Genomic DNA, 19,982 nt, shown 5'->3' with positions numbered 1-19,982 from the left:
CCTTTTTTATTGCGGTAGGATTATGCCGCTTTTTCAACTTCCGCTGTTTGCGCCTCAGGGCGTTTCAGCACGGCGTAGGCAAGGCCCGCCACCAGCGTTCCGGCAACAATCGCCAGCAGGTAGCCCAGCACCGGCGTAATCGCCCCCGGGATCAGCAGAACAAACAGCCCGCCGTGCGGCGCCATCAGTTTCGCGCCGACCGCCATGGAGATAGCGCCGGTTACCGCGCCGCCGACGATACAGCACGGCAGAACGCGCATCGGGTCACGGGCGGCAAAAGGAATCGCCCCTTCCGAGATAAAGCACAGGCCAAGAACCAGCGCGGCTTTGCCCCCTTCCCGCTGCCCTTTGTCGAACTTATTGCGCGCTACCAGCGTCGCGATACCCATCGCCAGCGGTGGCACCATACCGGCCGCCATGATCGCCGCCATCGGCGCATAGGTCTGGGTACTCAGCAGGCCAACGCCAAAGGCATAGGCCGCTTTGTTTACCGGCCCGCCCATGTCGGTACACATCATCGCGCCGAGGATCGCGCCCAGCAGAACCGCGTTGGCGGTGCCCATGGTTTGCAGCCAGTGGGTCAGCCAGGCGAGGATACCGGCTACCGGTTTACCGATCAGATAGATCATTGCCAAACCCACGATCAGGCTGGAGACCAGCGGAATGATCAGGATTGGCTTCAGGGCTTCCATACTCTGCGGCAGTTTCAGCTTCGTGCTGATGGCTTTCGCCACATAACCGGCAAGGAAACCAGCGATGATCCCGCCGATAAAGCCGGAGCCGCCGCTAACCGCCAGCATACCGCCGATAAGGCCCGGGGTCAGACCCGGACGGTCGGCAATGGAGAAGGCGATAAAGCCTGCCAGTACCGGCACCATCAGCGCGAAGGCCGAGCCGCCGCCGATCTGCATCAGCGCCGCCGCCAGGGTGTCTTTCACTTCAAACGCTTTGATCCCGAAGGCAAAGGAGAGCGCGATACACAGGCCCCCGGCCACTACCATCGGCAGCATATAGGAGACGCCGGTCAGCAGGTGGCGATAGGCGCCCGCCGACTCTTTTTTCCCTTCAGCAGCCGCCTGAGGTTTGCCGGATGGCTGGTACGGTTTGGCTTCCGCCACCGCTTTATCCAGCTCCTGGGCGGTTTTCTTCAGCGCCAGACCGGTGGTGGTGCGGTACATCGGCTTGCCGGCGAATTTCGCCAGGTCCACCTCGATATCGGCAGCGACGATCACCAGATCCGCCTCGGACACCTCTTCCGGGGTGATGGCATTGCCCGCCCCAACGGAGCCGCGGGTCTCCACCTTCACCCACCAGCCGCGTTTTTTGGCTTCGGTTTCGATGGCTTCTGCCGCCATAAAGGTGTGGGCGACGCCGGTCGGACAGGCGGTGACAGCGACAATGCGTTTCTGCCCCTGAGCGGCGGCCGGAACGGCTACCGCCGCAGGCGCAACGTAGGGCTTAGCGTGGTCTTTCGCTTCTCCCAGGAACAGCTCCGGATGGGCGACAGCACGGTTAATATCGCCCAGGTAAACGTTTTTACCATTCAGCGCGCTATCGGCCGGCAGCGCGGTTCCCAGCACGATGGCCAGTTCGGCGTCATTCGGGTTATCAATCAGCTCAAGGTGCGCTTTCGGCGCCGCGGCACCCAGCAGGGTTTTCGCCATGTAGGCGCGCGCCTGTCCGAGTCCGGCATCAATAATCAGCAGCGTTTTCATTATGCCTCTCCTGCTGTCAATTAAAGGGTTGTAAGTCGACGCGCGCCATCATCGCGGCCAACTGGGTACGGTCGGTAATTCCTACATTGCTCTGGCTGACGGCCAGGGCAGCGACGGCGGTCGCCAGGCGCAGGGTATGCTCGCTGGATTCACGCATCAGCAGGCCGTAAATCAGGCCGCCGACCATCGAATCGCCGGCGCCAACGGTGCTGACCACTTCCACTGAAGGTGGTTTAGCAATCCACTCCCCAGAGGCGTTGACCCACAGCGCGCCCTCTTCGCCCAGGGAGATCACCACGTGGGCGATACCCTGCTCGCGCAGCGCATGGGCGGCGTCGATAACATCTTTCATCTCCGGCAGCTTGCGGCCAGCCCAGATTTCCAGTTCGCGACGGTTCGGTTTCACCAGCCACGGCGCCGCTTTTAGTCCGGCAACCAACGCTTCGCGGCTGCTGTCGAAAATGATGCATGGGCACTGACTGCGCAGACGGGTCATCCAGTCGGTGAAGGCTTCCGGGCTAACGCCGGACGGCAGGCTGCCGCTGACGCAGACCATATCGAACTGCCCGAGCCAGCTCAGGGAGTCGTTGACAAAGCGTTCCCAGTCGCCCGGGGTGACTTCAAAGCCGGAGAAGTTGAAATCGGTCACTTCGCCATCTTTTTCCGTCAGCTTAACGTTGATACGGGTCCGGCCCTGCACCACCTGGAAACGGTTGGCGATCCCCAGCTCGCTGAACAGCTGCTGAAAGCCGTCCTGGTTGTCTTTACCCAGGAAGCCGCCGACGGTGACGTCAATGCCGAGATCTTTCAGCACTTTCGCCACATTAATGCCTTTCCCGGCGGCGTGCAGGCCGGTGGTGCGCACCAGGTTCACTTCGCCGCGTTCAATCTCCGGGGTGAATCCCACCAGGTCGTATGCCGGATTTAACGTAATCGTTGCTACACGTCTGCTCATTTATGCGCCCTCCCCAAGGCCTGCGGCGATCGCTTCGCCAATCGCATCCAGCGCTTGTTGCGCATCCTCACCCTGCGCGGTAAAACGCAGACGGTGACCTTTTTTCACACCCAGCGCCACAACCTTCATCAGGCTGCGACCGTTAGCCGGCTTGCCGGAACCGTCGAGATTGGTGACGGTGATGTCGCTGGAAAATTGTTTAATGGTGTTGACCAGCATGGTGCCCGGACGGGCATGCAGGCCGTGTTCATTGCGCACCACGAATTCGGCGCTCAGCACATCTTCGGCAATGGCGTCGTCGCTGGTCAGCAGCGCCAGCACGGTGGCGGCATCGGCTTTCAGCAAATGTTCAGCTTTCTTGTCCAGCAGCAGCTTGCTCAGACGGTTCAGCACTGCGGTCGGCTGCTCGTCGGCCATCGCCACCGTGACCAGCAGGGAAACCGGCTGCTCGTCGCGGGTAAAGGCGTTAGCCGCGCGGCTGACCGCCACGGCGCTGCGCAAATTGCCTTCCGCACTGTCGTTCAGCCAGACGCCCTGACCGAGGTTCAGCGGCGTATCGTTAATGACGTGGCTAACGAAGGCGGCATCGACAGCGCCAACTTCTTTCAGACGCGCCGCGTTCAGCGCCTGCAGGGTCAGCAGATCGCTGGCCGCGACGTCGAGACTGAGGGTCTCGTTATCCAGCTTCAGCGCTTCGCTCTGCTTCTCTCCCATCAGCAGCGCACGCAGCTCTTCCGCGGTGGTGGCGGACTGCAGCTGCGCGGCGACCGCGTCATCGCTCAGCACGTGGGTCAGCTGACGCAGCAGGCCGAGGTGTTCATCTGAGCTGGCGGCAATCCCGATCGCCACATAGGCGGTCTGCCCTTCACCCCAGGTGACGCCCTGCGGGAACTGAAACACCTGAACGCCGGTCTTCAGCACCTGGTCACGCGTATCCGTCGTGCCGTGCGGGATCGCGATCCCGTTGCCGAGGAAGGTCGAGGTCTGCTGCTCGCGAGCCAGCATGCCGTTCACGTAGCCATCGGCCACGTTGCCGGCGCTGACCAGCGCGGCGGCGACCTGCCGGATGGCCTCTTCTTTATTACCGGCCTGCTGGCCGGGATGAATATCCTGCACAGATAACTGGAACATGGTTCTCCTCTCCTGCTGAATTGAATCGTTTCAGCTAACTTGAGAAAAAAGGCGCCATCTGACGGGGAACGGATTGCCGAATGACGCTGAAACGTTTCAAGAATTTTGTACCTTTCTTGCTCAACGCGCAAGGTACGTCAGCGACTTGATTGCAGAACTTAGAGGTACTGCACACTTTTGCTGAAGCCTTAGCTGTCGACCGCCTCGAACGTCAGCTTTTTGCTGAACCCTATATTTTGAAACGCCTTTTTAATTATTCGTGCCATACTACTGTTTATTTTTAGCCAGCAGGCGTAAACTCCGCGCCGTCTCCTGAAACTACAGAAAACCAAACCCATGGAAAACCGTAGCGCCGCTCTCCCCCGACGCGGGTTCGATGTCACCTCTTCCGCCTTCTTAATCGTCGCCTTTCTGACGGGTATTGCCGGGGCGCTGCAAACCCCGACCCTGAGCCTGTTTCTGACCAACGAAGTGCACGTCCGCCCGGCGATGGTCGGTTTCTTTTTTACCGGCAGCGCGGTTATTGGCATTCTGGTCAGTCAGTTCCTCGCCGGCCGCTCCGACCGTCAGGGCGATCGCAAGCAGCTGATTGTCGTCTGCTGTCTGCTGGGGGTGCTGGCCTGCGTACTCTTTGCCTGGAACCGCAACTATTTCATTTTGCTGTTCATCGGCGTTTTTCTCAGCAGCTTTGGATCGACCGCCAACCCGCAGATGTTTGCCCTCGCGCGGGAGCATGCCGACAGGACCGGCCGCGAAGCGGTGATGTTCAGCTCCATTTTACGTGCCCAGGTCTCCCTGGCATGGGTGATTGGTCCCCCGCTGGCCTACGCCCTGGCGATGGGATTTGGTTTTACCGCGATGTATCTCAGCGCCGCGGCGGCGTTTATCGTCTGCGGGATCATGGTCTGGCTATTCTTGCCCAGCATGCGTAAAGCAAAGCCGGTAGCGACCGGCCGGCTGGAAGCTCCGCGCACGCATCGCCGCGATGCGCTGCTGCTGTTCAGCATCTGCACTCTGATGTGGGGTACTAACAGCCTGTACATCATTAACATGCCGCTGTTTATCATTAACGAGCTGCATCTGCCGGAGAAGCTGGCGGGGCTGATGATGGGCACCGCCGCCGGACTGGAAATTCCGACCATGCTGATTGCCGGTTACTACGCCCGGCGTTTCGGCAAACGCTTTCTGATGCGTCTTTCTGCAGTGGCCGGGGTGCTGTTTTACGTCGGCATGCTGACGGTGCATACGCCAGCGCTGCTGCTGGCGATGCAGGTGCTGAACGCCATCTATATCGGGATCCTCGCCGGGATCGGCATGCTCTATTTCCAGGACCTGATGCCGGGGCAGGCGGGCGCGGCCACCACCCTCTATACCAATACTACCCGCGTCGGCTGGATCATCGCCGGTTCACTGGCGGGGGTAGTGGCGGAGATCTGGAGCTATCACGCGGTGTTCTGGATTGCGCTGGCGATGGGCGTTGTCACTCAGGCCTGCCTGTGGCGGATAAGAGACGTGTAAGCACATTGGTTTCCATCCCTCTCATCTGCTGCGTTGAGCTCAGGGCGCGGTGGCCAGCTCAAGCTCCAGCAGCCAGGTGATCGCTTCATCGCGGTGGGTGAGGCACATCTCCGGCGAGGGCTGCAGGCTGGCGCACACCTTCGGGCGCAGAGGGGAGCCGAAAATAAGGCATAAATTGCGCTCGGAAAGCTGGATACAACGTGTGTTAGCCGGCTTGCCCTGCGGCATGCCGGGGATCGGCGATGATATAGAGGGGGCGATGCAACATGCGCCACAATCAGTACGACATTCCACAACCCGACTCCCAAACGCTCATTTTGCGCCACAGCCTAAACGTTTTGCCAGAAGATAGCAAAACTCGCGAAATCCGCTTGCCTGAACGCCCGGGCGCGAGTAGTTTTACGCGATATTTTTGACTCGTTAAGTGACAGGATTACTGCAATGCCAAGAGCGAATGAAATTAAAAAAGGTATGGTGCTGAATTACAACGGCAAGCTGCTGATTGTGAAAAATATTGATATTCAGTCACCCAGCGCCCGCGGTGCTGCGACACTGTATAAAATGCGTTTCTCCGATGTGCGCACCGGCCTGAAAGTAGAAGAGCGCTTCAAAGGCGACGATATCGTCGATACCGTCACCCTGACCCGCCGTTTCGTCGACTTCTCCTACGTCGATGGCAACGAATACGTGTTCATGGATAAAGAAGACTATACCCCTTACACCTTTACCAAAGAGCAGATTGAAGAAGAGCTGCAGTTTATTCCGGAAGGTGGGATGCCAGACATGCAGGTGCTGACCTGGGACGGCCAGCTGCTGGCGCTGGAGCTGCCGCAGACCGTTGACCTGGAAATTATCGAAACCGCGCCGGGTATTAAAGGCGCGTCCGCCAGCTCCCGCACCAAGCCAGCCACCATGAGCACCGGCCTGGTGATTCAGGTGCCGGAATACCTGACCACCGGTGAGAAAATCCGCATTCATATCGAAGAGTGCCGCTATATGGGCCGCGCGGATTAATCATCGGTAACGCCCCGACAGTAAAAAAGGACAGCGCTGGCTGTCCTTTTTATTATCCCCATTGCCGCGATTACAGCAGTTCAGGGTATTTGGTCATTTTCAGCGCCAGCTCGACGCCGCGCACTTCCGCCATCCCCTTGAGACGGCCAATCGCCGAATAGCCTGGGTTGGTTTTCTTGCGCAGATCGTCGAGCATCTGATGACCATGATCCGGACGAAATGGGATCGGGCGCAGATCGCCGGCCTGTTTACGCCGCTGCTCTTCACGCAGGATAGCATCCACCACCGCCACCATATTGACGTCGCCGCTAAGGTGCGCCGCCTCGTGGAAGGTTTTCGGGTTTGCTTCACGGCAGGTAGAGCGCAGATGGGTAAAATGGATGCGATCGCCAAAGGTCTCCACCATCTTCACCAGATCGTTATCGGCGCGAACGCCATACGATCCGGTACACATGGTGAAGCCATTATTAATGCTGTCCACCGTCTCCTTCAGCCACTGCATATCTTCGATAGTCGACACGATACGCGGCAGGCCAAGGATCGGCCGCGGCGGATCGTCCGGATGCACAGCCAGACGGATCCCTACCTCTTCGCACACCGGCACGATGGCGCGCAGGAAATAGGCCATATTTTCACGCAGCTGCGCTTTATCAATGTGGTCGTACTCCGCCAGACGTGCGCGGAACTGGTCAAGGGTGTAGCCCTCTTCCGCTCCCGGCAGGCCGGCGATGATATTGCGAGTCAGTTTATCGATATCTGCTTCGCTCATCGCCTTGAAATAGACCTCAGCCTGACGCTGCTCTTCTTCACTGTAATCCGCTTCCGCTCCCGGGCGTTTAAGGATATGCAGCTCAAAGGCGGCGAAAGCGATCTGATCGAAACGCAGCGCCCGGGAGCCGTCCGGCAGCTCATATTCCAGATCGGTGCGCGTCCAGTCGAGGATCGGCATAAAGTTGTAGCACACGGTATCGATGCCGCAGGCCGCGAGGTTGCGGATGCTCTGCTGATAGTTGGCAATCCAGGTCGCATACTGCCCGCTGTGGGTTTTAATATCCTCGTGGACGGGAATGCTTTCGACGACCGACCAGGTCAACCCTTTTGCCGCTAACAGCGCCTGACGCGCTTTAATTTCGTCGACCGGCCATACCTGACCGTTTGCAATATGGTGCAGCGCAGTGACGACGCCGGTCGCCCCCGCCTGCCGTACATCATCAAGCGATACCGGATCGTTCGGCCCATACCACCGCCAGGTTTGCTCCATCGCTATGCCCTCACAAAAGTTGTTATACCAATAATGGCGACACTCATGACGACTACCATACATGTTTCTCACCTGGCTGCAAACAGTGCTGGCCTATTGATTGATCCAGCTCACAGTCAGCGGATAATTTCGGCTTACCAATTTAACTTCCTGTCATATAACTTTAGACTGGCATTGTTAATAAGCAGTTAAACAGGTGTGGGAAGAATGACAACAATTGCAACCGCTACGCTACCGAAGAACGTGCAATACCCTCAATACGATCGCAGCCAACTCCGCTCGCGTATTGTCCATTTCGGCTTTGGCGCGTTTCACCGCGCGCACCAGGCGCTGCTCACCGATCGCGTGCTGAATAACGTCGGCGGCGACTGGGGGATCTGTGAAATCAGTCTGTTCAGCGGCGACACGCTGATGAGCCAACTTCGCGAACAGGACCATCTGTTTACCGTGCTGGAAAAAGGCGCCGACGGCAACCAGCCCATTGTGATCGGCGCGGTGCACGAATGTCTGAACGCCAGGCTCGATTCGCTGGCGGCGATTATCGAAAAATTTTGCGAGCCGCAGGTAGCGATTGTCTCGCTGACCATTACGGAAAAAGGCTACTGCATCGATCCGGCGACCGGGAAACTGGATCCGACGCATCCGCGCATTATTCACGATCTGGAGAATCCGACGCTGCCGCAGTCAGCTCCCGGTATTTTAGTTGAAGCGCTGGCCCGCCGCCGGGAACGAGGCCTTCCGCCCTTTACCGTGCTCTCCTGCGATAATATCCCCGACAACGGTCACGTGGTAAAAAATGCCATCCTCGGCATGGCGGAAAAACGCAGCCCGGCGCTGGCGGACTGGATCGCCGACAACGTCAGCTTCCCGGGCACCATGGTGGATCGCATTGTTCCCGCGGCCACACCGGAGTCGCTGGCGGAAATCGCCGCCGTGCTGGGGGTCGACGATCCCTGCGCCATCAGTTGCGAACCCTTCATTCAGTGGGTGGTCGAAGATCACTTTGTCGCCGGGCGACCCGCCTGGGAGACGGCGGGCGTGCAGATGACCGATGACGTGTTGCCCTGGGAGCAAATGAAGCTGCGGATGCTCAACGGCAGCCACTCTTTCCTCGCCTGGCTTGGCTATCTGGCAGGGCATGCGCACATTAGCGACTGCATGCGGGATGACGTCTTCCGCCGCGCCGCCCGCCAGCTGATGCTTGACGAACAGGCTCCGACGCTGACCATTACCGGCGTTGATCTGCTGGCCTATGCCGACAGTCTCATCGCCCGCTTCAGCAATCCGGCGCTCAAACACCGCACCTGGCAAATCGCCATGGACGGTAGCCAGAAGCTGCCCCAGCGCATGCTCGATGGCATCCGCGTACATCTGGCGCGCGACAGCCGTTGGCCACTGCTGGCTCTCGGCGTGGCCGGCTGGATGCGCTACGTCAGCGGCACGGACGACGCCGGTCAGACGATCGACGTGCGCGATCCGCTGGTCGACAAGATCCGGCTGCGGGTGGCGCAGAGCGATGAGCAGCAGCGCGTCGACGCCCTGCTGGGGCTGGAGGAAATATTTGGCCGCGACCTGCCGCACAACGCCCAGTTTGTCGCCGGGATCCGCGCCGCCTGGCAACAGCTGGCGACGCACGGCGCCCGCGAGGCCGTCGCCCACGCGCTGAATTCTTAACAATATTTGCGCTTATGCGGACAGAATTCTCTTCTGTCCGCCTCAGGACTTCTCTTTTCCCCCTTTTTTCGTCAGGATAGGCGTAACTGTTACAACATTACATTTATCCTGGAGAAAAAGAGTGACCAGAACCAATTTGATCACCGGCTTTCTCGGCAGCGGTAAGACGACCTCGATTCTTCATCTGCTGGCGCAGAAGCCTGCGGATGAAAAATGGGCCGTACTGGTTAACGAGTTTGGCGAAGTCGGGATAGACGGCGCGCTGCTGGCCGATAGCGGCGCCCTGCTCAAAGAGATCCCCGGCGGCTGCATGTGCTGCGTCAATGGCCTGCCGATGCAGGTTGGGCTGAACACCCTGCTGCGCCAGGGCAAACCCGATCGCCTGCTGATCGAACCCACCGGTTTGGGCCACCCAAAGCAGATCCTCGATATCCTCACCGCGGCGGTGTATGAGCCCTGGATCGATCTGCGCGCCACGCTGTGCATCCTCGATCCCCGCCAGCTGCTGGATGAAAGAGCCGTCAGCAACGACAACTTCCGCGATCAGCTGGCCGCGGCGGACATCATTGTGGCGAATAAAAGTGATCGGGAAACCCCCGAAAGCGCCCGGGCGCTGGCCGACTGGTGGCAGCGCTGGGGCGGCGAGCGTCGCAAGGTGTCGGCAATCCAGGGCAATATCGATCTGACCCTGCTCGATGAGCCACGACGGAACACCGCCCCGCTGCCGGCGAGCGCGGAGCACGCCCACCGCCATTCCCCCACTTCCGGCCTCGCCGCGCTCAGCCTGGCGGAACACCAGCGCTGGCGCCGACATCTCAACAATGGCCAGGGCTATCAGGGCTGCGGCTGGATCTTCGACGCGGAGACGGTTTTTGACACCATCGGCCTGCTCGAATGGGCCAGGCTGGCGCCAGTGGGGCGCGTTAAAGGCGTGATGCGCATTGCCGAGGGGGCGGTGCGAATCAACCGTCAGGGGGAGGATCTCCATATCGAGACCCTCAGCGTCGCTCCGCCCGATAGCCGGATCGAGCTTATTTCCGCGAATGAAGCCGACTGGAACGCACTCCAGACCTCGTTGTTGAGGCTTCGTTTAAGTTAAGGCGGCTAAGGTTGCCGCCGACTGTCACAAAATCGCAATGGCTATGATGAAAAACCGAATTCCTTTAATCCTGCTGCTTAACATCGCGGGTGTAGCGCTATTTTGCTCCTGGTATCTGCCAGCCAACCATGGCGCGTGGTTGCCGGTCGACTCCGCGATCTTCCATTTCTTTAACCATGGCGTCAGTGTCAGCCATGCTTATGCCTGGCTGCTGGCGATCATCAACAATCGCGCCTTCGACGCCTGTTCGCTGCTGGCGATGGGCTGCCTGATGCTGAGCTATTGGCTAAAGGCGCCGACTGCAGGCCGTCGTCAGATCGCCATCATGGGCCTGGTGATGCTGCTGGCGGCGGTGATCATCAACCAGCTCGCACAACACCTGATGCCGGTACAGCGCGCCAGCCCGTCGCTGTTTTTTAGCGATATTACCCGCGTCAGCGACGTCGTTAACTTCCCCACTAAGGATGCGTCGAAGGACAGCTTCCCTGGCGATCATGGGATGATGCTGCTGATCTTCGCCAGCTTTATGTGGCGCTATTTTGGCCGTCGCGCGCTGGGCGTCGCGCTGATTATCTTTGTGGTCTTTGCTTTCCCGCGGGTAATGATTGGCGCCCACTGGTTTAGCGATATTGCCGTCGGCTCCCTGACCGCCGTGCTGATCGGCGCGCCCTGGGTATTGATGACCCCGCTGAGCGATAAATTGATCGCCTTTTTCGATCGCTACTTACCCAGCAGAATATCGGCCAAATAATGTCTCCGGCAGCCGCCAGAGTCATTAACTATAAGGGGACCTTTTGGGTCCCTTTTTACATTTTCCCTTTTTTTCAACATGACGTTCATCTTCTTGTCACATTAATCCCGTGACAAATGAAGGAATTGTCTGTTTTTTGCCCGATATTGCCGTAATTTTGGCCTTTCCCGATGATTCACTTTTTGTCACCAAAATACTTATAAGAAATCGCGCAAAACCGCTCGCCATGCGGCGTTTGATAGGGTAATCTCGTTCTCGTTTTGCCTTTTCCGCAGCATTAATTCAGGGCATGAATAAAATTGTGCGTGACTGCACAAATTTAAGCTTAAGGAATTGTCTCATTGCGGATGGGTATTTAGGCTCTAACACGTTTGGCATTTTTTATAACGACATTGTCGTTAAGGACAACAAGGGAAAATAAACAGCATGGTCAAATCTCAGCCGATTTTGAGATATATCTTGCGGGTAGCCCCCGCGATTGCAGTAGCGGTTCTGCTTTCCGCGTGTAGTTCAACAAGTACCGCCAGGAATATGCATTCTGAGACGCATGCTGTGGGTAGTGGCGATTTATCATCACTGCAAGCCTCTCAGGATGAATTTGAAACGATGGTCCGTAACCTGGACGTAAAGTCCCGTTTAATGGATCAGTATGCCAGCTGGAAAGGCGTGCGTTACCGCCTCGGCGGCAGCACCCGCAAGGGTATCGACTGCTCAGCGTTTGTGCAGCGCACCTTCCGCGAACAATTTGGTCTGGAACTGCCGCGTTCAACTTCTGAACAGCAGGAAACCGGAAAATCGATTTCCCGTGCCCAACTGCGGACAGGCGATCTGGTTCTGTTTCGCGCCGGCTCTACCGGCCGCCATGTCGGGATCTACCTCGGCAACAACCAGTTTGTTCACGCCTCCACCAGCAGCGGGGTGACTATCTCCAGCATGGATGAGCCATACTGGAAAAAGCGCTACAATGAAGCGCGTCGAGTCCTGAGCCGCTCGTAAACTGTCCTCCACCGCCGCCGGTTATCCCTTGGCTGGCTGCGGGATAAAAAACACTGCCCCAGGCAGTGTTTTTTTTTGCCACCTGGTTCTCAACGTCGCAAAATAAGCTATGTCTTTTAAGTGGGAATGAGAAAAACGACGACCGACACTCCGTTGATGCGCTTCAATAACACGGAAAGAATCTGGCTATGCTTACTCGCTACTTTTCGCCCCAGCGTAAAACCTGGTTAACCAGCCTGAGCGTGGGGATCATCGTCGCGCTGTTGGCCGGGAGCATTCAGTTTATGGTGATCTACCATAACCGGGCCGAGCGTTTCGACGCCATTATCAACAATGTTAATACCTATCTGAAAAGCTATTTTCACGACCTGCGCCAGACCATTGACGGCCTGCAGCCGCTGGTGGACCAGCCCTGTGAGAATATTGACTCCGGGCTTACCTCCCACGCCGCGTTCAGCCCCAACGTCCGCGCTTTCCTGCTGGTCAAAAACGGCATCGCCTTTTGCTCATCGGCTACGGGAGCCATGAATACGCCCCTCAGCCAGCTGATCCCGGCCATCGATATCAGCAAACCCGTTGCTATGGCGATTTTACCAGGCACGCCGATGATGCCGAAGAGCGCGGCGCTGGCGCTGTGGGTAGGTAAACCCGGCGATCAAAACAGCGGCATTTTCGTGTCGATTAACGCTAATCTCACGCCGTATATCCTCTATTCCGCGCGGCAAAACGATTTCAGCGGCATTGCGCTGGCCATCGATCACACCGCTATCTCCACCTTCAGTAATCGGCTGGTGGATCCGCAAACGCTGCATAACGCGCCGATCCGCCAGGCACAGATCGAGGGCTTACCGCTGAAGGTCTACCTGTATGCCAACAGCTGGCTGGCGGAAAATACGCAGTTTGCTCTGCTGCTCGGGGTCGTCTGCGGCCTGCTGGCGGGGCTGCTCTGCTATTACGTGCTGACGATCAAATCGGATCCGCGAAAATCCATTCTGCTGGGGATCAAAAATAACCAGTTCTACATCGTTTATCAGCCGGTGGTTAATGCTCAGACTCTACGTATCAGCGGCGTGGAGGTCCTAATGCGCTGGCGCCATCCGGTGGTTGGTGAAATTCCGCCCGACGTTTTTATTAACCTGGCCGAAACCCAGCAGATGATCGTGCCGCTAACCCATCACCTGCTCGCGCTGATCGCCAGCGACGCTGCGGTGTTGAAGCGTATTCTGCCGCGCGGCGTGAAGCTGGGGCTGAATATTTCCCCTGCCCATCTGCAGGCCGACAGCTTCCGCGACGATATGCTGCGCTTCGCCGCCGCGCTGCCAGCCGACCACTTTCACGTGGTGCTGGAGGTAACCGAGCGGGCGATGATTGATAAAGAAAAATCGATGGCTAACTTCGCCTGGCTCCACCGCCAGGGATTCGAAATCGCGATTGATGATTTCGGCACCGGGCATAGCGCGCTGATCTATCTCGAACGCTATAACTTCGATTATCTGAAGATCGATCGCGGTTTTGTGCAGGCGATTGGTACTGAAACAGTAACCTCGCCGGTGCTGGATGCGGTACTGACCCTCAGCCGCCGGCTGAAATTAATGACCGTCGCCGAAGGGGTGGAGACCCAGGAACAGGCGGAGTGGCTTCGCGGCCAGGGCGTTCATTTCCTGCAGGGGTACTGGATCAGCCGACCGCTGTCGCTGGCCGGGCTGGTGGCTGCGCACGATGAACCCGCGAACTATTTCACAACGCGCTAAGTCTCACTTATGATGCGGGAACGGATGTCGGCCATGGGGGCCGGCCATGACAGGGTATTCTGCCGCCTATGTATGCGCGCCTCTTTCTGATTCTGCTGGCTCTGTTTAGCCTGGACGCTAAGGCGCAAACCATTCAGGAAAGCGTAGCCTTCGCGATTATCGGCGAACCGAAATACGCCGCCGGTTTCAGTCATTTTGATTACGTCAATCCCAGGGCGCCGAAAGGCGGCACCCTCACCCTGGCGGCGATCGGCACCTTTGATAACTTCAACCGTTATGCGCTGCGCGGCAACCCCGCGGTACGCACGGAGGCGCTCTACGATACCCTGTTCACCACCTCGGATGATGAGCCCGGCAGCTACTACCCGCTGATTGCCGAGCGGGCGCGCTATGCCGAGGACTATTCCTGGATGGAGATCGCGCTCAACCCGCGCGCCCGCTTCCATGACGGCACGCCGATCACCGCCCGCGATGTGGCGTTTACCTTCAACAAGTTTATGACCGAAGGGGTGCCGCAGTTTCGCCTGTTTTATAAAGGCACCACCGTGAAGGCCATCGCGCCGTTGACCGTGCGTATTGACCTCGGCCAGCCCGGCAAAGAGAACATGCTGAGTCTGCTGAGCCTGCCGGTGATGCCCGAGGCGTTCTGGCGCCAGCACAAACTCAGCGACCCGCTGTCGAAGCCGCCGCTGGCCAGCGGGCCATACCGCATCAGCGCCTGGCGAATGGGGCAATATATTACCTATTCCCGCGTCGCCGACTACTGGGCGGCCGACCTGCCGGTCAACCGCGGTCGCTGGAATTTCGATACGCTGCGCTATGACTATTATCTCGACGACAATGTCGCTTTCGAAGCCTTTAAAGCGGGAGCCGTCGATCGCCGGGAAGAGACCGTCGCCAAAAACTGGGCTACCCGCTACGTCGGTCGCAACTTCAGCCGCGGCTACATCATTAAAGATGAGCATACCAATACCTCGGCGCAGGATACCCAGTGGCTGGCGTTCAATATTCAGCGCCCGATTTTTGCCGATCGCCGGGTGCGGCAGGCCATTACCCTGGCGTTCGATTTCGAATGGATGAACAAGGCGCTGTTTTACAGCGCCTATCAGCGCGCCAACAGCTATTTCCAGAACACCGAATATGCCGCCCGCAGCCTGCCCGACGCAGCCGAGCTGGCCCTGCTGACGCCGATGAAAAAAGAACTGCCCCCGGAGCTCTTCAGCCAGGTTTACCAGCCGCCGGTCTCCCGCGGCGATGGCTTCGACCGCGCAAACTTACTCAAAGCCGACGCCCTGCTCAATGCGGCGGGCTGGACGGTGAAGAACCAGCGCCGGGTCAACGCCGCCACCGGCAAGCCGCTGCGCTTTGAGCTACTGCTGCCGGCCGGAGGCAATGACCGCTGGGTGCTGCCGTTTCAGCACAACCTGCAGCGTCTGGGGATCGTCATGGATATTCGTCAGGTTGATAATTCGCAGTACAGCAACCGCCGCCGCAGCCGGGATTACGACATGATGCCAAGCCTGTGGCGCGCCATGCCCTGGCCGGGGACCGACCTGCAAATCTCCTGGGCGTCCGACTATATTCACTCCAGCTACAACGCGCCGGGGGTGCAAAGCCCGGTAGTGGATAAGCTGATTGCGCAGATCCTGCAGTGGCAGGGCAATAAGCAGAAACTGATCCCTCTCGGTCGGGCGCTGGATCGTGTGCTGACCTGGAATAACTACATGTTGCCGATGTGGTATATGGCGCAGGACCGCACCGCGTGGTGGAATAAGTTCTCTTTCCCCGCGACCCGCCCCATCTATTCGTCCGGCCTCGATACCTGGTGGTACGACGTGAACAAAGCGGCCACCCTCCCCGCGGACAGACGCTAAGGACATCCCATGGGCAGCTACCTGATCCGCCGTTTGCTGTTAGTCATCCCCACCCTGTGGGCCATCATCACCATTAACTTTTTTATTGTCCAGATCGCGCCTGGCGGCCCGGTCGATCAGGCCATCGCCGCCATCGAGTTTAATCAGCGCGGCGGGATGCCGGGGGCTGGCGACGGCGGGATGGGCGCCAGCCATGCCCGCACCGGCGCAGGCAATATCAGCGAGGGTCACTATCGCGGCGGGCGCGGCCTCGACCCGGAAGTCATCGCCGAGATCACCCACCGCTACGGCTTCGATAAACCGCTGCACGAACGCTATCTGAAGATGCTGGGCGATTATCTGCGCTTTGATTTCGGCGACAGCCTGTTTCGCAGCGCCTCCGTGCTGCAGCTGATTAAAGACAGCCTGCCGGTCTCGGTGAGCCTCGGGCTGTGGAGCACGCTGATTATCTATCTGGTCTCCATTCCGCTGGGCATCCGCAAAGCGGTCAGCAACGGCAGCCGCTTTGATATCTGGAGCAGTACGCTGATTATCATTGGCTATGCGATCCCTGCCTTTCTGTTCGCCATCCTGCTGATCGTGATTTTTGCCGGCGGCAGCTATTTCGACCTCTTCCCGCTGCGCGGTCTGGTCTCGCCAAATTTCGACACCCTCCCCTGGTATCAGAAGATCCTCGACTACCTGTGGCACATCACCCTGCCGGTGCTGGCGACGGTAATTGGCGGCTTTGCCGCGCTGACTATGCTGACCAAAAACAGCTTCCTCGACGAGATCCGCAAACAGTATGTGGTCACCGCCCGCGCCAAAGGCGTTGGTGAGAAACAGATCCTCTGGGGACACGTGTTCCGTAACGCCATGCTGCTGGTAATCGCCGGCTTCCCGGCCACCTTTATCAGTATGTTCTTTACCGGCTCGTTGCTGATCGAAGTGATGTTCTCGCTAAACGGCCTGGGTCTGCTGGGCTATGAAGCGACGGTCTCCCGCGACTATCCGGTGATGTTTGGCACGCTCTATATTTTCACTCTGATTGGCCTGCTGCTGAATATCGTCAGCGATATCAGCTATACGCTGGTCGACCCGCGCATTGATTTTGAGGGCCGCTAATGTCTTTCTTCAGTCCCGTTAATCAGGCCCGCTGGGCGCGCTTTCGCCACAACCGTCGCGGCTACTGGTCGCTGTGGCTGTTTTTAATTCTCTTTCTTTGCAGCCTGGGCGCCGAGCTGCTGGCCAACGATCGCCCGCTGCTGGTGCAGTACCGGGGCCAGCTGTACGTCCCGGTGTTAAAAAACTACACCGAGCAAACCTTCGGCGGCGCGTTCGCCACCGCCGCCGACTATCAGGATCCCTGGCTGCAGCAGCAGCTGGCGACTCACGGCTGGGCGCTATGGCCGCCAGTGCGCTTCGGCGCGACGACAATTAATTTTGCCAGCACGGTTCCCTTTCCATCGCCGCCCTCGGCCAGCAACTGGCTCGGCACCGACGCCAACGGCGGCGATGTGCTGGCGCGGATCCTCTATGGGACACGCATCTCGGTGCTCTTCGGTCTGCTGCTGACGCTGTTCTCCAGCGTGCTGGGGGTGCTGGCCGGAGCGATACAGGGTTACTACGGCGGTAAAATCGACCTGTGGGGGCAGCGCTTTATCGAAGTCTGGTCCGGCATGCCAACGCTGTTCCTGATTATCCTGCTCTCCAGCGTCGTGCAGCCGGGTTTCTGGTGGCTGTTGGCAATCACCGTTCTCTTTGGCTGGATGACGCTGGTGGGCGTGGTGCGCGCGGAATTTCTCCGCACCCGCAACTACGACTATGTTCGGGCGGCGCAGGCGTTAGGGGTTAGCGACCGGCAGATCATCCTGCGGCATATGTTGCCCAACGCGATGGTGGCGACCCTCACCTTCCTGCCCTTTATCCTGTGCAGCTCCATTACCACCCTGACGTCGCTGGATTTTCTCGGCTTCGGCCTGCCGCTCGGCTCGCCCTCCCTCGGCGAGCTGCTGCTGCAGGGCAAAAACAACCTGCAGGCGCCCTGGCTGGGCATTGCCGCATTTCTCTCCGTCGCCGTGCTGCTGACGCTACTGATTTTTATCGGTGAAGCGGTTCGCGACGCCTTTGACCCGAGTAAGGCGGTGTAATATGACCCACCCGCTATTAGCTATCGACAATCTCTCTATTGCCTTTCGCCAGCAGGGCGAGACGCAGACCGTGGTGCATAATCTGTCGCTCGAGGTGGCGGTCGGCGAAACGCTGGCGCTGGTGGGCGAATCCGGCTCAGGTAAGAGCATCTCCGCCCTGTCGGTGCTGCGGCTGCTCCCTACCCCGCCGGCCAGCTACCCCAGCGGTGACATCCGTTTTCATGGCCAGTCGCTGCTGCATGCGGATGAGGCGACCCTGCGCGGCGTGCGCGGCAACCGGATCGCGATGATCTTTCAGGAGCCGATGGTATCGCTCAATCCCCTGCACACCCTGGAAAAACAGCTCTACGAGGTGCTGTCGTTACACCGGGGAATGCGCAAACAGGCGGCGCGCGGGGAGATCCTCGACTGCCTGGAGCGCGTCGGGATCCGTCAGGCGCCGCGGCGGCTGGCGGACTATCCGCATCAGCTCTCCGGTGGCGAGCGCCAGCGGGTGATGATCGCCATGGCGCTGCTGACTCGCCCGGAGCTGCTGATCGCCGACGAGCCGACTACCGCCCTGGACGTATCGGTGCAGGCGCAAATTCTGCAACTGCTGCGCGAGCTGAAGCAGGAGCTGAACATGGGGCTGCTGTTTATCACTCATAACCTGAGCATCGTCCGCCAGCTGGCTGACCGGGTGGCGGTTATGCAGAACGGCCGCTGCGTGGAACACAATGACTGTCGGGCGCTGTTCAGCGCGCCAGCGCATCCCTACACCCAACGCCTGCTGGATAGCGAGCCGGACGGGGAGCCGGTGCCGCTGGCCGCCGATGCCCCGGTGCTGCTGCAGGCGGACGATTTAAAGGTGGCGTTTCCCGTTCGCAAAGGGATCCTGCGTCGGGTGGTCGATCATCATCGGGTGGTCAACAGCCTTAGCTTTCAGCTGCGCGCCGGCGAGACGCTGGGCCTGGTGGGGGAATCGGGTTCCGGTAAAAGTACCACCGGCCTGGCCCTGCTGCGCCTGATCCCGTCCGGGGGCAAGATAACCTTCGCCGGCCAGCCGATTCAGGGCCGTAACCGCCGACAGCTGCTACCGCTGCGCCGACAGATGCAGGTGGTTTTTCAGGATCCGAACTCGTCGCTCAATCCGCGCCTCACGGCGCAGCAGATCATTGAGGAAGGCTTGCGCGTCCACCAGCCGACGCTGACGGCGGCCGAACGCGAACAGGCGGTGATCCTTGCCATGCAGGAGGTCGGCCTCGACCCGGCCAGCCGCCAGCGCTATCCGGCGGCGTTCTCCGGTGGCCAGCGACAGCGTATCGCCATCGCCAGAGCGTTGATCGTCAAACCGCAGCTGATCGTCCTCGATGAACCGACCTCATCGCTGGACAAAACCGTTCAGGCGCAGATCCTGAACCTGCTGAAAGCCTTACAGCGAAAGCATCAGCTGGCCTATATTTTTATCAGCCATGATTTAGGCGTGGTGCGGGCGCTGTGTCACCAGGTGATGGTGCTGCGTCAGGGAGAGGTGGTCGAACAGGGCGAGTGCAAGTCCGTCTTCAGCGCACCCCGGCATGAGTATACCCGCCAGCTGCTGGCGCTAAGCTGACGGTCAGAAAGGGTTATTGCCGGAGAAGGGCTCGGCGATGGCCACGCCAAAGTTTTTCAGACGACAGGTGGCGGCAAACTCATCCTGCAGGTTAACGAACAGGCAGGGTTCACCTTCGCACTCCAGCACGGAACAGTCGACTTCGATGTCGCTTAACGCCTGACTGAGCTTATGCATCACCGGCCAGGCTTTCTCACCGTCCGGGCTCAGCAATTTAAGGGCAACGAGACTGTTCTCGTTCTGCGCGCCGTTTTGCGGAATCGGTTCAACTCTGGAACCCGCAAAACCGGCCAGCCAGCGATAGCTCTGCGGCAGACGGTGTACGATAGAGAGTTGTTGTGTATTCACTTGGTTTCCCCGGAAGCAAAAGGCTTCACAATAAATTTACATCAATATTAACACACTGTTGACAAATAGTCCTGCCTTGAGGCAGAAAACGTTTACAGCGGCGGCGGACCAGGGTTAAGCGCTTATAATCCAGCGCTTTATTTTTTATACCCGGCGAGCCGATTGGCGCTATATG

General features: G+C 58.9%; 17 protein-coding genes. 11 read left to right on the top strand and 6 right to left on the bottom strand.

Annotated features, from left to right (window positions below):
• Positions 1 to 20: 20 nt before the first annotated feature.
• The 3 genes from fruA to fruB are packed head-to-tail and all read right to left on the bottom strand — an operon-like array spanning position 21 to position 3,801.
• A complete protein-coding gene (gene fruA, locus HMPREF1024_RS24675; RefSeq protein ID WP_009307408.1) occupies positions 21 to 1,715 on the bottom strand; it encodes a PTS fructose transporter subunit IIBC in 1,695 nt (564 codons plus the stop codon).
• Between the two features lie 16 nt (positions 1,716 to 1,731).
• Positions 1,732 to 2,670 carry a 1-phosphofructokinase gene (gene fruK, locus HMPREF1024_RS24680; protein ID WP_002912941.1) on the bottom strand — a complete coding sequence of 313 codons (939 nt, stop codon included), beginning with the start codon at positions 2,668 to 2,670 and terminating at the stop codon, positions 1,732 to 1,734.
• On the bottom strand, positions 2,671 to 3,801 hold the full coding sequence (fruB, locus tag HMPREF1024_RS24685; RefSeq protein ID WP_002912947.1) for a fused PTS fructose transporter subunit IIA/HPr protein: 1,131 nt from the start codon (positions 3,799 to 3,801) through the stop codon (positions 2,671 to 2,673).
• A gap of 336 nt (positions 3,802 to 4,137) precedes the next feature.
• Between fruB and setB the strand changes: the two genes are divergently transcribed.
• Positions 4,138 to 5,319 (top strand): sugar efflux transporter SetB, encoded by a 1,182-nt coding sequence (setB, locus tag HMPREF1024_RS24690; RefSeq protein WP_004151122.1) that lies wholly within the window; start codon positions 4,138 to 4,140, stop codon positions 5,317 to 5,319.
• A 39-nt stretch (positions 5,320 to 5,358) separates the two neighbouring features.
• Here setB and HMPREF1024_RS24695 read toward each other — a convergent pair whose 3' ends face one another.
• Positions 5,359 to 5,613 (bottom strand): YkgJ family cysteine cluster protein, encoded by a 255-nt coding sequence (locus HMPREF1024_RS24695; protein ID WP_004175066.1) that lies wholly within the window; start codon positions 5,611 to 5,613, stop codon positions 5,359 to 5,361.
• Between the two features lie 147 nt (positions 5,614 to 5,760).
• On the opposite strand from HMPREF1024_RS24695, the gene yeiP reads away from it, so the two are divergent.
• Positions 5,761 to 6,333 (top strand): elongation factor P-like protein YeiP, encoded by a 573-nt coding sequence (gene yeiP, locus HMPREF1024_RS24700; protein WP_002912951.1) that lies wholly within the window; start codon positions 5,761 to 5,763, stop codon positions 6,331 to 6,333.
• Between the two features lie 70 nt (positions 6,334 to 6,403).
• On the opposite strand, the gene uxuA is transcribed toward yeiP, so the two are convergent.
• Positions 6,404 to 7,594, bottom strand: a complete 1,191-nt coding sequence (uxuA, locus tag HMPREF1024_RS24705) for a mannonate dehydratase (protein WP_002912952.1) — start codon at positions 7,592 to 7,594, stop codon at positions 6,404 to 6,406.
• Between the two features lie 207 nt (positions 7,595 to 7,801).
• Here uxuA and HMPREF1024_RS24710 point away from each other — a divergent pair, with 207 nt between their 5' ends.
• The 9 genes from HMPREF1024_RS24710 to yejF all read left to right on the top strand — a co-directional run bounded on the left by HMPREF1024_RS24710 (position 7,802) and on the right by yejF (position 19,459).
• Entirely contained in the window at positions 7,802 to 9,268 is a 1,467-nt protein-coding gene (locus tag HMPREF1024_RS24710) for a mannitol dehydrogenase family protein (RefSeq protein WP_009307407.1), read from the top strand.
• A 121-nt stretch (positions 9,269 to 9,389) separates the two neighbouring features.
• Positions 9,390 to 10,367: a GTP-binding protein gene (locus HMPREF1024_RS24715; protein ID WP_004144255.1), complete on the top strand. Its 978-nt coding sequence runs from the start codon at positions 9,390 to 9,392 to the stop codon at positions 10,365 to 10,367.
• Positions 10,368 to 10,404: 37 nt separating this feature from the next.
• The gene (locus tag HMPREF1024_RS24720; RefSeq protein WP_002912965.1) at positions 10,405 to 11,118 is read left to right on the top strand and encodes a phosphatase PAP2 family protein; all 714 of its coding nucleotides are present in this window, start codon (positions 10,405 to 10,407) and stop codon (positions 11,116 to 11,118) included.
• 426 nt (positions 11,119 to 11,544) lie between these two features.
• Positions 11,545 to 12,114 (top strand): bifunctional murein DD-endopeptidase/murein LD-carboxypeptidase, encoded by a 570-nt coding sequence (gene mepS / locus HMPREF1024_RS24725; protein ID WP_002912967.1) that lies wholly within the window; start codon positions 11,545 to 11,547, stop codon positions 12,112 to 12,114.
• A gap of 188 nt (positions 12,115 to 12,302) precedes the next feature.
• Positions 12,303 to 13,865: a cyclic di-GMP phosphodiesterase gene (locus HMPREF1024_RS24730; protein WP_002912968.1), complete on the top strand. Its 1,563-nt coding sequence runs from the start codon at positions 12,303 to 12,305 to the stop codon at positions 13,863 to 13,865.
• 68 nt (positions 13,866 to 13,933) lie between these two features.
• Positions 13,934 to 15,739 (top strand): extracellular solute-binding protein, encoded by a 1,806-nt coding sequence (locus tag HMPREF1024_RS24735; RefSeq protein WP_009307406.1) that lies wholly within the window; start codon positions 13,934 to 13,936, stop codon positions 15,737 to 15,739.
• Between the two features lie 9 nt (positions 15,740 to 15,748).
• A complete protein-coding gene (locus tag HMPREF1024_RS24740; RefSeq protein WP_004200501.1) occupies positions 15,749 to 16,843 on the top strand; it encodes a microcin C ABC transporter permease YejB in 1,095 nt (364 codons plus the stop codon).
• Entirely contained in the window at positions 16,843 to 17,868 is a 1,026-nt protein-coding gene (locus tag HMPREF1024_RS24745; protein WP_002912972.1) for a microcin C ABC transporter permease, read from the top strand. The genes HMPREF1024_RS24740 and HMPREF1024_RS24745 overlap by 1 nt, the downstream gene beginning before the upstream one ends.
• A gap of 1 nt (position 17,869) precedes the next feature.
• Positions 17,870 to 19,459 carry a microcin C ABC transporter ATP-binding protein YejF gene (gene yejF, locus HMPREF1024_RS24750; RefSeq protein WP_004151118.1) on the top strand — a complete coding sequence of 530 codons (1,590 nt, stop codon included), beginning with the start codon at positions 17,870 to 17,872 and terminating at the stop codon, positions 19,457 to 19,459.
• A 3-nt stretch (positions 19,460 to 19,462) separates the two neighbouring features.
• On the opposite strand, the gene HMPREF1024_RS24755 is transcribed toward yejF, so the two are convergent.
• Complete coding sequence (locus HMPREF1024_RS24755) at positions 19,463 to 19,807, bottom strand: YejG family protein (RefSeq protein WP_002912974.1); 345 nt, start codon at positions 19,805 to 19,807, stop codon at positions 19,463 to 19,465.
• Positions 19,808 to 19,982 lie beyond the last annotated feature (175 nt).

This window comes from Klebsiella sp. 4_1_44FAA, assembly GCF_000238715.1.
In the GTDB taxonomy this organism is placed as follows: domain Bacteria; phylum Pseudomonadota; class Gammaproteobacteria; order Enterobacterales; family Enterobacteriaceae; genus Klebsiella; species Klebsiella pneumoniae.
This window is presented reverse-complemented; position numbering and strand designations above follow the sequence as displayed.